The 14,029-nt window shown below is 71.1% G+C and carries 10 protein-coding genes, 2 tRNA genes and 1 pseudogene; 10 read left to right on the forward strand and 3 right to left on the reverse strand.

The window, feature by feature from the left end:
- The first annotated feature begins 58 nt into the window (after nucleotides 1–58).
- From ACH0A8_RS12425 to ACH0A8_RS12440, 4 genes are all read left to right on the forward strand, one after another.
- On the forward strand, nucleotides 59–1,021 hold the full coding sequence (locus tag ACH0A8_RS12425; protein WP_066653112.1) for an endo-beta-N-acetylglucosaminidase H: 963 nt from the start codon (nucleotides 59–61) through the stop codon (nucleotides 1,019–1,021).
- A 13-nt stretch (nucleotides 1,022–1,034) separates the two neighbouring features.
- Nucleotides 1,035–4,226 (forward strand): GH92 family glycosyl hydrolase, encoded by a 3,192-nt coding sequence (locus ACH0A8_RS12430; protein ID WP_406907295.1) that lies wholly within the window; start codon nucleotides 1,035–1,037, stop codon nucleotides 4,224–4,226.
- 137 nt (nucleotides 4,227–4,363) lie between these two features.
- Nucleotides 4,364–5,530, forward strand: coding sequence for a hypothetical protein (locus ACH0A8_RS12435; RefSeq protein WP_406907296.1), 1,167 nt, complete (start codon nucleotides 4,364–4,366; stop codon nucleotides 5,528–5,530).
- On the forward strand, nucleotides 5,527–7,239 hold the full coding sequence (locus tag ACH0A8_RS12440; protein WP_406907297.1) for a glycosyltransferase: 1,713 nt from the start codon (nucleotides 5,527–5,529) through the stop codon (nucleotides 7,237–7,239). The genes ACH0A8_RS12435 and ACH0A8_RS12440 overlap by 4 nt, the downstream gene beginning before the upstream one ends.
- 75 nt (nucleotides 7,240–7,314) lie before the next feature.
- On the opposite strand, the gene ACH0A8_RS12445 is transcribed toward ACH0A8_RS12440, so the two are convergent.
- A tRNA-Gly gene (locus ACH0A8_RS12445) sits at nucleotides 7,315–7,388 on the reverse strand.
- 55 nt (nucleotides 7,389–7,443) lie between these two features.
- Between ACH0A8_RS12445 and ACH0A8_RS12450 the strand changes: the two genes are divergently transcribed.
- From ACH0A8_RS12450 to ACH0A8_RS12470, 5 genes are all read left to right on the forward strand, one after another.
- On the forward strand, nucleotides 7,444–7,767 hold the full coding sequence (locus ACH0A8_RS12450; protein ID WP_311205901.1) for a hypothetical protein: 324 nt from the start codon (nucleotides 7,444–7,446) through the stop codon (nucleotides 7,765–7,767).
- Between the two features lie 53 nt (nucleotides 7,768–7,820).
- A tRNA-Pro gene (locus ACH0A8_RS12455) sits at nucleotides 7,821–7,897 on the forward strand.
- 36 nt (nucleotides 7,898–7,933) lie between these two features.
- Nucleotides 7,934–9,277: a trigger factor gene (gene tig / locus ACH0A8_RS12460; protein WP_066653120.1), complete on the forward strand. Its 1,344-nt coding sequence runs from the start codon at nucleotides 7,934–7,936 to the stop codon at nucleotides 9,275–9,277.
- A 158-nt stretch (nucleotides 9,278–9,435) separates the two neighbouring features.
- Nucleotides 9,436–10,062, forward strand: coding sequence for an ATP-dependent Clp protease proteolytic subunit (locus tag ACH0A8_RS12465; RefSeq protein WP_066653123.1), 627 nt, complete (start codon nucleotides 9,436–9,438; stop codon nucleotides 10,060–10,062).
- A gap of 26 nt (nucleotides 10,063–10,088) precedes the next feature.
- Nucleotides 10,089–10,748: an ATP-dependent Clp protease proteolytic subunit gene (locus ACH0A8_RS12470; RefSeq protein WP_066653125.1), complete on the forward strand. Its 660-nt coding sequence runs from the start codon at nucleotides 10,089–10,091 to the stop codon at nucleotides 10,746–10,748.
- Nucleotides 10,749–10,862: 114 nt separating this feature from the next.
- Here ACH0A8_RS12470 and ACH0A8_RS12475 read toward each other — a convergent pair whose 3' ends face one another.
- Nucleotides 10,863–11,486 (reverse strand): copper resistance protein CopC, encoded by a 624-nt coding sequence (locus ACH0A8_RS12475; protein WP_406907298.1) that lies wholly within the window; start codon nucleotides 11,484–11,486, stop codon nucleotides 10,863–10,865.
- A gap of 65 nt (nucleotides 11,487–11,551) precedes the next feature.
- Entirely contained in the window at nucleotides 11,552–12,274 is a 723-nt protein-coding gene (locus ACH0A8_RS12480) for a YcnI family protein (protein WP_251154786.1), read from the reverse strand.
- Between the two features lie 196 nt (nucleotides 12,275–12,470).
- Between ACH0A8_RS12480 and clpX the strand changes: the two are divergent.
- Nucleotides 12,471–13,750, forward strand: a pseudogene (gene clpX / locus ACH0A8_RS12485) (ATP-dependent Clp protease ATP-binding subunit ClpX).
- Nucleotides 13,751–14,029: the final 279 nt, after the last annotated feature.

Raw genomic sequence — 14,029 nt, forward strand, 5'->3', positions numbered from 1 at the left:
CCGGCGGCGGTCCCCGGTCGGCACCGGTCGACCGGGCCACCACTCGATGAGGAGTGACATGAAGCAGTCCGTGAAGATCGGCATCGTGGCGGCGCTCGCCGCGATGCTCGCAGCACCGATGGTGCCGGCCGCAGCGTCGGCGGCACCGTCCCCGACCGGCCTCTCCCACGGGGTCGGCGCGTACCACGGCGTCGGCCACGGGAAGCAGCCGCACGACGTCCCCACGAAGGACGGCCCGACGAGCATCGCCTACGTCGAGGTCAACAACGACCAGCTCGCGAACGTCGGCCGCTACCGGCTCGCGAACGGCGCGAACGCCTTCGACGTGGCGATCATCTTCGCCGCGAACATCAACCGCGACGCGGACGGCAACGCGGTGCTGTACGCCAACGAGAACGTGCAGCGCACCCTCGACGACGCCGCCACGCAGATCCGGCCGCTGCAGGCGAAGGGCATCAAGGTGTCGCTGTCGATCCTCGGCAACCACCAGGGCACCGGCATCGCGAACTTCCCGACGCAGGCCGCCGCCGAGGACTTCGCGGCCCAGGTCTCCGCGACCGTCGCGGAGTACGGCCTCGACGGGGTCGACCTCGACGACGAGTACTCCGACTACGGCACGGACGGCACCCCGCAGCCGAACCAGCAGTCGATCGGCTGGCTCGTCAGCGCCCTGCGCGCCGACATGCCCGACAAGCTCGTCTCGTTCTACGACATCGGCCCGGCGTCCGACGCCCTGTCGTCGTCGAGCAGCGCGATCGGCTCCCAGCTCGACTACGCCTGGAACCCCTACTACGGCACGTACTCGGCGCCGTCGATCCCGGGGCTCGGCAAGGACCGGCTCTCGGCGGCGGCGGTCGACATCCAGAACACCCCGCAGTCGACGGCGGTGTCGCTCGCGCAGCGCTCGAAGGCCGACGGGTACGGCGTCTTCATGACGTACAACCTGCCGGACGGCGACGTCAGCGGGTACGTGTCCGGGCTGACGAACGTGCTGTACGGGCAGAGCACGACCCACGAGTGAGGACGACCGACCGATGAGTGCTGAACGCCGTGGCGGCCCGACCGGCCCCGTGACCGCGGTCGCGGCCCGGAACGGGGTCGGGTTCGTCTCGCAGCAGGCGACCCCGATCGAGCAGACCGACCCGACGGGGACCGTGCAGGTCCTCGACGGGCACCGAGGTCACGACGTCGGGCCGACCGACGTCCTGACCTGGGTCTGGTTCCCGGAGCGGTCGCTGCCCGACGGGCGGACCGAGCCGACGACCACGGACCTCGACCGGTTCTGGGCCGCCACGGCGTTCGCACTCGACGTCGTCTTCACCGACGGCACCCGACTCAGCGCGGGCGGCGCCCGCGACCAGTACGGCGACCTCGTCACCCCCGAGGCGCAGGACGACGCCCGCAAGCAGTGGGTCGACCAGTGGAACCGGCGGACCGTCGACCTGTCGGCGCACGTCGGCCGGACGGTGGACCGTCTGGAGGCCCGGCTCGGCCGGGCGGACCGGCCCGCGCCCGACGGTGACCCCGGCACCGCCGTCCGCGGTTGGCTCGACGACGTCCGGATCGGACCCGCCGGGCGCGCGACCGGCCACCTGCCGGAGGGTGCCCGACCGCTCGACCACGTCCGCACCACGCGTGGCACCCACTCGTCCGGCACGTTCTCGCGCGGCAACACCGCGCCCCTCGTCGGGCTCCCGCACGGAGGTGTCTTCGGCCTGCCGATGACCGACGCTGCCGACAGCCGGTGGCCGTACGCCTACCAGGAGCACAACCGGCGGAGCGACAACCGGCCCACGATCCAGGCGTTCGCGACGAGTCACCTGCCCTCGCCGTGGATGGCCGACCGCGGGGTGTTCCAGGTCATGCCCTCCCCGCTCGCCGACCCCGACCTCGACCGGACCGCCCGCGCGCTCGGCTTCGACCACGTCGACGAGGCCGACGGCCCGCACCGCTACCGGGTCACCCTCGACGCAGGCGTCACCGCCGAGATGACCGCCGGGGAGTTCGCCCTCGCGTGGCGGTTCGCAGGCGTCCGCAGCATCGTCCTCGACCACCACGGCGTCCTCCGCTCGTGCACGGTCCGCATCGAGGACGGCACCGCGGTCGTCGACGCCCTGCTCGACGACCGGATCGAGACGCCGCCGCACCACGTGCACGTGCGGATCGGGAACGCCCTCGCCGACCGGACGACGTTCGTCGACGGCGAGCTCCGCGGACGGGTCGAGGTCGCCGGTGACACCGACGTGCTCCTCGGCATCTCCACCGTGTCCGCCGAGGACGCGGCCGCGAACCTCGACGCCGCCGGTGACTTCGACACGATGCACCAGCACGCCGAGGAACGCTGGACCGCCGAACTCGACACACTTTTGGTCGAGGGCGCCACCCCGGACCAGCTCGTCTCGCTGTACTCCGGCCTGTACCGGGCGTTCCTCCACCCGACCCGGGCGGGGGAGACCGCGCTGACCGGGAGCCCGCGACACCGTTCCCCGTACGGCGGCGTGCTGACCGTGCCGATCCGCGACGAGCCCGGGCCCGAGGTCGTCGACGGCCCGCTCACCACCACGAACGGGTTCTGGGACACCTACCGGACCGCCTGGCCGCTGCTCGCGCTGCTCACGCCCGACACCGCCGCCGACCTCGCCGAGGGGGTCGTCGGCCACTTCACCGACGGCGGGTGGACTCCGCGGTGGAGTGCGCCCGGGGCCGAGGACGTGATGACCGGCACGACGAGCGACACCGTCCTCGCCGACCTCGTGGCGAAGGGTGTCGACGGCTTCGACGTCGAGCAGGCGTACCGGTCCGCGGTGCGCAACGCGACCGTCCCGTCACCGGACCGACGCGTCGGGCGGAAGGGGAGCCTCCCGGGTGACCTCCGCGGGTACGTCGACACGGCGACCGACGAGGGGATGTCGTGGACCCTCGACGCCGCGATCAACGACTGGGGCGTCGCCGTCCTGGCCGACACGATGGCCACGCGAGCCGCGGCCACCGGTGACGCGGGCGGCGAGCGACGGTACCGGGCCGAGCATGAGTGGTTCGCACGCCGCTCGCTCCGCTACCGGAACGTCTTCGACCGGGAGCGCGGGTTCTTCATCGGCCGCACGCCGGACGGCGCCTGGCGGTCCGGGGACGACTTCGACCCGGACGTGTGGGGGAGCGACTACACCGAGACCAACGCCTGGGGCACGATGTTCACCGCGCCGCACGACGGCGCCGGGATCGTCGACCTGCACGGTGGACCGGCCGGCTTCGACGACGCCTTCCAGCGGTTCCTGCAGCGGCCCGAGACCGGCGCCACCGACCGGTCCGGGTCCTACGGGTTCGCCATCCACGAGATGACCGAGGCGCGCGACGTCCGCACGGGGATGCTCGGCCTGTCGAACCAGCCCGCGCACCACATCCCGTTCTTCCCGATGTTCACCGGACGGCACGACGACGCGCACCGCATCGTCCGCGAGTGCCTCGACCGGCTCTTCGTCGGCTCCGACCTCGGTCAGGGGTACCCGGGCGACGAGGACAACGGCGAGATGAGCGCCTGGTACGTCCTCGCCACGATCGGCCTGTACCCGCTGGCACCGGCGACCGGCACCTACGTGCTCGTCCCGCCGTCGGTCCGGCGGACGGTCCTGCGACGGCCGGGAGGCGCGTCCACCGTCATCGAGACCGCCGGGGACGGACGGTTCATCGCGTCCGTCACGGTCGACGGTGAGCCGTGGGACTCGATCAGCATCCCGCACACGGTGGTCGCCGCCGCGGAGCGGATCGTCGTCACTCTGGCGGAGGCCCCGACGGGGTGGGCTGCGGACACCCGACCGGTCTCGGCGTCCGAGCTGCACGGCTTCCGGGACACCCCCGACGACGTCCTGCCCGTGGGGGCGTCGCCCCTGACCGACGACACCGGACTGACCCCGGTGGCGCTCGCCGCAGGGGAGTCGGTGACGGTGCCGGTCACCGCGGCAGGGACGTCCCTGTACACCGTGACCGCGGCAGTGCCGGTGACGGCCTCGTGGCGTGCGGTGCTCCGGAGTGCGGACGGCACGGTGGTGCACGCCGTCGAGGAGCGGGACGCGGCGTTCACCTGGGCCGGGCAGACCCGGGTCTTCCGGTTCGCGGGCGGGGTGACCGGCGGGACGCTGGCGTTCGAGGCTGCCACACCCGTGGTGCTGACGCAGCTGCAGCTGATCGCGGCCGACAGCACGGTCACGGACGGGACCGACGTGCACTGACCCGGCGCACCCGGTGCTGGTCGGTCCGCCACGAGGGGGACCGGCTTGTACCCCGTTCGTGGGCTGTCGCGCTCCGGGGACACGGGGTGGAATGGACGGTGCAGGACACTCCTGCGTGCTTCACCCGGAGGAGCCGCATGACCGTCACGCTCTCCCGCTCGCACCCGGCGCCGACCGGTGCGGTGCCGGCACCCGCACCGCTGCGGCCCCTGCCGTCCGTCGCCGTCCGGTGGCTGCTCCGCGCCGCCTTCGCGCTGCCCTACGTGGCCCTCGCGCTCGTGGCGTCGCGCATCACGACGACGCCGCTCATCGGGCTGACCGGCAACCAGGTGACGCTCGACCGGGCGACGGCCGCGCTCGACGGCGGCGTGGTGCCGGCCATCGGGCAGCTCTGGCCGCTGCTCTCCGGGGTGCTCCTGCGCTTCATGCCCTTCGGCGTGCAGGGTGCCGCGGTGCTCGGCGGGATCGTCGCCGGCGTGCTGCTCCAGCTCCTCGCGCAGGACATGCTGCGCCGCGGCCTGCGCATGCGCGAGGTCGTCGCGTTCACGATCGCGCTCGGCGCCAACCCGCTGTACGCCTTCCTCGCGCTCGACGACCTGCAGGCGTTCCTCGGCATCGCCCTCTTCGCCCTGGCCGTCGTCGACATGGTGCGGTTCTTCGCGTGGGGGGACACGCAGGCGGGGTTCCGCGCGGGCCTCGCGCTGATGCTGTCCACGCTGGTCGACCCGATGGGCTTCGTCTACGTCGGGATCGCGGCGCTCGCCGCCCCGTTGCTCGACCTGGCACGGCACGACCAGCGGGGCATCCGGCGGGCGAACGTGCTCGTCCTGGTGTTCCCGAGCCTCGCCGTCGCGCTCTCGACGGCCGTCCTCGACCTCATGGTGCTCCACGACCCGTTCGCGGCGCTGCGCGGGACGATCAGCGTGTCCGAGGAGCGACTCGACGGCCTGCGCCACCTCTTCGCCTCGGCGGACGGCCTGCTCCTGGTGACGATGCTCGTCGCCGGGGCCACCCTGGCACTGCTCGTCCGCCGGCCCGGCGCGATCGCCCTCGTCGCGGCGCTCTTCGTCGGGACCGTGGGCGGGTACGCGATCGGGCTCGTGCCGGTCGCGACGGCCGGCAACGTCTTCGTCACGATGCTCAGCGTCGCGATCGCGATCCTGCCGCCGGTCGCCGGCCGGGTCACCAGCACCCTGGTCGTCGTCCTCGCCGTCCTGCAGGTCCCGCTCGCGTGGGCCGCGGCCTCCGAACGCCAGGTCGTCGTCGAGTGGATGCACGCCGTCGTGGCGGTGGTGCTCCGGTGACCGCCGTCGGAGCGCGGCCGCCGGTGGACGCCGAGCCGACCGTCGTGGTCGGTGGGACCGGTCGGCACCGCGGCGAGGACGTCGACTGGCGACCGCGGCACCGGTGCTCCGTGCAGCGGCACGTCGAGGAGGGCTGGGTCGCGTCCGCCCGCATCCGCGAGGGCGTCCTCGTCCTGACCAGCGGTCGGTCGGACCCGGACGTCCTCCGGGCGGCGCTCACCGAGGAGTTCGGCGAACCCGTCGTCCTCCGCAGCGCATCCGAGGCGGACGTCCGGCAGCGCATCGCGTACGAGCTCGAGGAGGAGGTCGCCGACCTCGCCGCCCACGGTCTCGCCCGGACGAACCCGGCGCTGTCCGCACGGACCGTCCTCTCACGAGGACAACGGGTCGGCGGTGCGGTCGCCCTGCTCCTGTTCGCGGTGTGCCTCGTCCTCGCACCGGGCAGCACGGTCGCGGTCGCGACGGCGGTGCTCTCCCTGGGGTTCCTGGCCGGGATCCTCTTCAAGTTCTGGGTGTCGATGGTCGGGGCCCGCTTCGACCTGGTCGAGCAGGTCTCGGCCGAGGACGTCGCCGCCCTGGACGACGCCGCCCTGCCGACCTACACCGTGCTCGTGCCCGTGTTCCGCGAGGCGAACATCGTCCACGACCTCGTCCGGAACCTCGAGGTGCTCGACTGGCCGAAGGACCGGCTCGAGGTCCTGGTGCTCGTCGAGGCCGAGGACCACGAGACCCGCGAGGCCGTCATCGACGCAGCCCCGCCGGACTGGATGCGCATCGTCATCGTCCCGCCGGGGTCACCCCAGACGAAGCCCCGCGCGTGCAACGTCGGCCTCGCCATCGCGCAGGGGGAGTACGTCGTCATCTACGACGCCGAGGACCGTCCCGACCCCGACCAGCTCAAGAAGGTGTTCCTGACCTTCGACCGCGCCGGGGACGACACCGTGTGCGTGCAGGCGGCGCTGAGCTACTTCAACGCCGACGAGAACGCGCTCACGCGCATGTTCACGCTCGAGTACTCGTACTGGTTCGACTACATGCTCGCCGGCCTCGACGCGCGACAGCTGCCGATCCCGCTGGGCGGGACGTCGAACCACTTCCGCGCCGAGCTGCTCCGCGAGCTCGGCGGGTGGGACCCCTACAACGTGACCGAGGACGCCGACCTCGGCATCCGCGCGTCCGCCGTCGGGTACCGCGTCGCCGTCGTCAACTCCACGACGATGGAGGAGGCGAACACCTCGATCCCGAACTTCGTCCGGCAGCGCTCCCGGTGGATCAAGGGGTACATGCAGACCGCCCTCGTGCACGCGCGACGGCCGCGAGCGCTCGTCCGCGAGATCGGCCCGCGTCGCGCGGCCGCGTTCGCCCTGCTCATCGCGGGGACCCCGCTGACGTTCCTCGGGATGCTGCCCGGCGTCCTCGTGACGATCGCGACGCTCGTGCTGCCGGCCGACTGGACCGCGCCGCTGTTCCCGGCGCCGGTGCTGTGGCTCTGCGTGCTCGACTTCCTGCTCGGCAACGCCACGATGATCTACCTGACGATGATGGGACCGTACAAGCGCGGGCGGTTCGACCTGATGGGCTGGGCGCTCCTCAACCCGCTGTACTGGATCCTGCACTCGGTCGCCGCGTACAAGGGCCTGTGGCAGCTGATCACCCGGCCGCACTACTGGGAGAAGACCGAGCACGGCCTGACGAAGACGACCGCCTGATCGCGACGACGGTGTGGAGGGGATGACGGGAACCGAGTTTCGGCGCAGCGCCGGTCGGAAGCCGTGAAGAGGACGTGGAGGGGATGACGGGAATCGAACCCGCGTGGCCAGTTTGGAAGACTGGGGCTCTACCATTGAGCTACATCCCCGCACTGCGGCACCAGTCCGCAGCGCCACCATCGTAGCGGACGAACGGCCCCCGACATGCCATCGAACGTGCTGCCGCAGCCGGACGGCTCCGACACGCGCCGGATCAAGCGCTCCCGGGTGCTCTCGTTCGCGCTGCTCGCCGTCGCCGCCGTGGTGTTCTCGCTCCGTCCCGAGGCCTTCGGCGACCCGCAGGCCCAGCCCTGGCACGCCCTGCTGCACGTCTGGCGCATCGTCCTCGGCGTCGCGCTCGTGGTCGCCGCGCTCGGGGTGCAGGTCGCCGTCGGGGTGCGGTGGCGACGGGGCCTGCGGCGCAGCGCCGAGCAGGAACCGTCCACACGCGGCACGCCGCCCGGGAACCAGGCAGCGGGGGACCGCTAGACTCGTCGCGGTCGTGCGTGCCCTCGGGCGTGCGCGGTCACCTGGCCCAGTCACGGGGCGTAGCTCAGCTTGGTAGAGCGCCCGCTTTGGGAGCGGGAGGTCGCAGGTTCGAATCCTGTCGCCCCGACCAGGTCCACTCGAACGTCAACCAACAGGAGTACATCCCTTGGCCACCAGCACCGTCGACAAGGTGAGCGACACCCGCGTCAAGCTCACCGTGAACGTGACGCCGGACGATCTCAAGCCGAGCATCGACCACGCCTACAAGCACATCGCCGAGCAGATCAACATCCCCGGCTTCCGCAAGGGCAAGGTCCCGCCGGCGATCGTCGACCAGCGCGTCGGCCGCGGCGAGGTCCTGAACCACGCCGTCGGTGACGCCATCGACACCTTCTACCGCCAGGCGGTGGAGGAGCAGGAGCTGCGCATCCTCGGCCGTGCCGAGGCCGACGTCGCCGAGCTCCCGAACGTCGCGGACTTCTCGGGCGACCTCGTCCTCACCTTCGAGGTCGACGTCCGTCCCGAGTTCGACCTCCCCGCGTACGACCAGTACGAGCTCACGGTCGACGCCGTCGAGGTCTCCGACGACGAGATCGAGGAGGAGCTGCAGAACCTGCGCACCCGCTTCGGCACGCTCGTGACGGTCGACCGCCCGGCCGAGACCGGCGACTTCGCCCAGATCGACCTGACCGCCACCATCGGTGACGACGAGGTCGACTCGGCCACCGGCGTCTCCTACGAGATCGGCTCGGGCGACCTGCTCGAGGGCATCGACGAGGCGCTCGAGTCGCTCACCGCCGGTGAGTCGACCACCTTCGAGTCCACGCTGGTCGGTGGCGACCGCGAGGGCGAGACCGCGCAGATCGCCGTCACCGTCACCGCCGTCAAGGAGCGCGAGCTCCCCGAGGCCGACGACGAGTTCGCCCAGATCGCCAGCCAGTTCGACACCATCGACGAGCTCAAGGCGGACCTGAAGGAGCAGATCGCGAAGTCCAAGACCTTCGGTCAGGGCGCCGCGGCTCGCGACAAGCTCGTCGAGAAGCTCATCGAGGACGTGGACATCCCGATCTCGGAGCAGCTCATCGAGGACGAGGTGCACCGTCACCTCGAGCAGGAGAACCGTCTCGAGGACGAGGAGCACCGCAAGGAGGTCTCCGAGTCCAGCGAGAAGGCCTTCCGCTCGCAGCTGCTCCTCGACGCCATCGCCGAGAAGGAGGAGATCCAGGTCTCCCAGGAGGAACTCACCCAGTACCTCATCCAGGCGGCGTCGCAGTACGGCATGGAGCCGGCCGAGTTCATCAAGGTGATCGACCAGAACGGGCAGATCCCCGGCATGGTCGGCGAGGTCGCCCGCTCGAAGGCGGTCGCGACCGTCCTGTCGAAGGTCACCGTCAAGGACACGAACGGCGACGCCGTCGACCTGTCCGCCTTCACCGCCGGTGTGGCGCAGGAGTCGGCTGACGACGAGTCGGCCGACGCCGACGAGGTCACCGAGGCCGACGCGAAGTAACGCGACGCGCTGACGGACGGGAGGCACGGTGCCAGCTGGCACCGTGCCTCCCGTCCGTCGTCCCGGCACCATCCGACCGCCCAGAGCGAACAGACGCGAAGTGGTGCGTTGCACCCGATAAGTTCGACATCAAGCGACAACTGAACGGGAGCTTTTCCATGGCCGAAGCGACACTGAACCCCAGTGTTTTTGACCGCCTTCTGAGAGACCGGATCGTGTGGCTCGGCTCTGAGGTCCGCGACGACAACTCGAACGAGATCGCAGCGAAGCTGCTGATGCTCGCCGCCGAGGACCCCGAGAAGGACATCTACCTCTACATCAACTCGCCTGGTGGCTCGATCACCGCGGGCATGGCGATCTACGACACGATGCAGTTCGTGCCGAACGACATCGTCACCGTGGGCATCGGCCTCGCCGCCTCGATGGGGCAGTTCCTGCTCTCGTCGGGCACCCCGGGCAAGCGCTACATCACCCCGAACGCCCGCGTGCTCCTGCACCAGCCGTCCGGTGGCTTCGGCGGCACCGCTGCCGACATCCAGACGCAGGCGAAGGTCATCCTCGACATGAAGCAGCGGATGGCGGAGCTCACGGCGGAGCAGACCGGCAAGACGATCGAGCAGGTCCTCAAGGACAACGACCGTGACAACTGGTTCACGGCGCAGGAGGCCCTGGAGTACGGCTTCGTCGACCACCTCCGCGCGTCGTCGGTCGAGGTCGTCGGCGGCGGCGGCACCGTGAGCGACGGCGAGACGCCGACCGCGGCAGCCGAGCCCGAGTCCAACTGACCACCACCGAAGAGAAGGAAACGAGAATGCACCTCCCCATGCTCGGTGGCGCGCAGAACGTCCCGGCTCCGTCCGATCGCTACATCCTCCCCAGCTTCGAGGAGCGCACGGCCTACGGCTTCAAGCGGCAGGACCCGTACGCGAAGCTCTTCGAGGACCGCATCGTGTTCCTCGGCGTCCAGGTGGACGACGCGTCCGCCGACGACGTCATGGCCCAGCTGCTCGTGCTCGAGTCGATGGACCCGGACCGCGACATCGTGATGTACATCAACTCGCCCGGTGGCTCGTTCACCGCGATGACGGCGATCTACGACACGATGCAGTACATCCGTCCGCAGATCCAGACGGTCTGCCTCGGCCAGGCCGCTTCGGCCGCGTCGGTGCTCCTCGCCGCGGGGACCCCCGGCAAGCGTCTCGCGCTGCCGAACGCCCGCGTGCTCATCCACCAGCCCGCCGTCCAGCAGGGTGGCGGTCAGGCGTCCGACATCGAGATCCAGGCGGCGGAGATCCTCCGCATGCGCACCTGGCTCGAGGAGACGCTGTCGAAGCACTCGAACCGGACCCCGGAGCAGGTCAACAACGACATCGAGCGCGACAAGATCATGTCCGCGGAAGAGGCACTCGAGTACGGCCTGATCGACCAGGTCCTCACGAGCCGCAAGAACCTTCCGGCGCTCGTCAAGTAGCGCTGCACGCTCGAAGGCCCCGCACCGATCGGTGCGGGGCCTTCGTCGTGTCCGGTGCGGCGTCGAGGATGCGGCTCCGGCCTGGAGGCGCGGTGCCGGTCCGGTGGGAGGGTGTCAGTCCTCGTCGTGGTCGTCGGTCGCCGGGGCAGCGGGACGGCGTCGGAGCAGCAGCAGGACCGCGACGACGACGCCGGCGAGGACGATGCCACCGGCGCCGATGAACAGGGCGTCGGTCGCGCTCGAGTCGCCGGTGTCACCGGATGCGGCGTCGGGTGCGCTGGACGCTGCGGCCCCCGAGCCGCCCCCGCTGTCGTCGGCGCAGGTCGCCGGCGTCGCGGTGCCGCGGTCGGGGGAGAAGCCGGCCGGGGCCTTCCAGGTGAAGTCGTACCGGTCGGAGACCGTGTGGCCGTCGGCCGAGACGATCTGCCACTCGACCTCGTACTTCCCGGAGTCGCCGAGGGCGGCCTTCGTGGTCATCGAGGGGCCGTCCACGGAGACGCAGCCGTCCTCGTGGTAGCGACCGTCCGGGCCGATGACCCGGAAGGCGAAGCCCGAGTCCGACCCGCCGATCGCCAGGAGCCGGTCGTTCGTCGTGATGTCGAAGCGGTCGGGGAGCTCGGTGAGCGTCCCGCCCACCTTCGGCGTCGACGACACCAGGTAGTTGTGCGCGCTGGCGGGGGCGGCGAGCCCGAGGACCGCGCCGCCCGCGACGGCGAGGGTCGCGGCGGTCGCGGCCACGGGCCTCCAGACCGGACGCCGGTCACCCGGGGACCGACGGGCGCGCGTCGGCCGTGCGGTCCGCGTCACTTCGAGGCGTCCCGGCGGCGCGTGGCGGCGACGGCGACGACCAGGCCGACGGCCCCGACCACCAGGCCACCGAGGCCGAGGAAGCGACCGACCAGGTCGGGCTGCGCCGCGGTGGTCGTGGTGTCGCTCGCGGTGGCCGTCGTCGCGTCGTCGTCGTCACCGCTCGCCGCGCTGGCGGCGGTCAGGACGATCGACGGCGCGGGGTGCTCCGGCTCGGACTCGCCGCTCTTCTGCACCTGGTCCCAGTCGGTCGACCCCTGCTCGCAGGTCTGCACGACCGGGAAGGCCACGCGGTCGCCCGGCTTGCCGTCGGGCAGCGCGAAGGACAGCGAGAAGGTGTCGCGCTCGTCGGCGGGCAGCGGGGTCTTCGCGGTGTAGGTGACGCTCGTGACGCGCTCGGCGCCGGCCTCGGACTCCTCGTCGCTCGCAGCGCTGCTCGACGGGGCGGTGTAGGGCTCGGTCGCCTTCGTGATCGTCCAGTTCGGGTTGACGGTCGGCGTGACCTCGATGACGGACTCGGGCACCTGGAAGACGAGCTTGGTGGTGGGGGAGCCGTCGCAACCGTGCGGCACCGAGAACGTCGCGGTCGTGTACGAGTTCGCCGCCGTCGAGGTCGCATCCGCCTCGACGTGTGCGCTCGCGGCGGCCGCGGTGCCGAGGACGATCGCGGCGGTGACGCCGAGGGTTCCGGTGCCGAGGAGGGCGAGGCGCTTCGTCATGGGGTCCTTCCGGTTTTCTACAACTTGTAGAGGAACGTGCCAACGGTACCAGGTGTGCACGCCCTGGGCGAACGCGTGGGGACAGGCCGGACGGCGTCGCCGTGGGTGTCACCGGATGCGGTTAGAGTCGATCACATCGGGCGGGTCACCAGCCTGCATCGCTGAACTGCACCGGTCATCCAAGGAGGGCACCGACATGGCACGCATCGGGGAGAGCGCTGACCTGCTCAAGTGCTCCTTCTGCGGCAAGAGCCAGAAGCAGGTCCAGCAGCTCATCGCCGGGCCGGGGGTGTACATCTGCGACGAGTGCGTCGAGCTGTGCAACGAGATCATCGAGGAGCGCCTCGCCGAAGCGGGTGAGGACACCACGAGCGGGGACTTCGAGCTGCCGAAGCCCCGCGAGATCTTCGACTTCCTGCAGGAGTACGTGATCGGCCAGGACCCGGCGAAGCGTGCGCTGGCCGTGGCTGTCTACAACCACTACAAGCGCATCCGTGCACAGGGGCAGATCACCGCTGCCGAGGACCGCGACGACGTCGAGATCGCGAAGTCGAACATCCTGCTCATCGGGCCCACCGGCTGCGGCAAGACCTACCTCGCGCAGACCCTGGCGAAGCGGCTCAACGTGCCGTCGCCGTCGCCGACGCCACCGCCCTGACCGAGGCCGGGTACGTGGGCGAGGACGTCGAGAACATCCTGCTCAAGCTCATCCAGGCCGCGGACTACGACGTCAAGCGTGCCGAGACGGGCATCATCTACATCGACGAGGTCGACAAGATCGCGCGCAAGGCGGAGAACCCGTCGATCACGCGCGACGTCTCCGGCGAGGGCGTGCAGCAGGCGCTGCTCAAGATCCTCGAGGGCACGACCGCGTCGGTCCCGCCGCAGGGCGGTCGGAAGCACCCGCACCAGGAGTTCATCCAGATCGACACGACGAACGTGCTGTTCATCGTGGCGGGGGCGTTCGCGGGACTCGAGGACATCGTGTCGTCGCGCGTCGGTAAGCGCGGGATCGGGTTCGGCGCTCCGCTGCACAGCCCGCTCGACCAGCAGGACCTGTTCGCCGACGTCCTGCCCGAGGACCTGCACAAGTTCGGGCTCATCCCCGAGTTCATCGGTCGTCTGCCCGTCGTCACGACGGTGTCGCAGCTCGACCAGGCGGCGCTCATGCAGATCCTGACCGAGCCGAAGAACGCGCTCGTGAAGCAGTACCAGCGGATGTTCGCGATCGACGGTGTCGAGCTCGACTTCGACCGCGGGGCGCTCGAGGCCATCGCGGACCTCGCGGTGCTGCGCCAGACCGGTGCCCGCGGCCTCCGGGCCATCCTCGAAGAGGTCCTCGGCCCGGTCATGTTCGACGTGCCGTCGGACGACGACGTCGCGCGCGTCGTGATCACCCGCGAGTCCGTGCTCGAGAACGCCGCGCCGACGATCGTGCCGCGTCCCCGCGCGAAGCGCGTGGAGAAGTCCGCGTAGCGTCCGACGCCCGCAGGCCGACGGCCCGGTCCCCGCGTGGGGCCGGGCCGTCGCCGTGTGCGGGAGGGGGTGCGGGTGCGGGTGCGTTCGTGGGAGCGTTCGTGGGAGCGGTGCGCAGGCGGACCGGGGTGATCCGCGGTGTGACGTGCCGCTGCACAACCGGAAGCACGTCGCGCCGCGGACTTCCGCGGCGCGACGTGCTTCCGGTTGTGCCGACGCACTGGCCCGGCGCCGCGGCGGCGCGCCGCGGCGCGGCGCCCCGCCACACCAGGCCAGGCG

This window comes from Curtobacterium sp. 179-B 9B NHS, assembly GCF_045370965.1.
In the GTDB taxonomy this organism is placed as follows: domain Bacteria; phylum Actinomycetota; class Actinomycetes; order Actinomycetales; family Microbacteriaceae; genus Curtobacterium.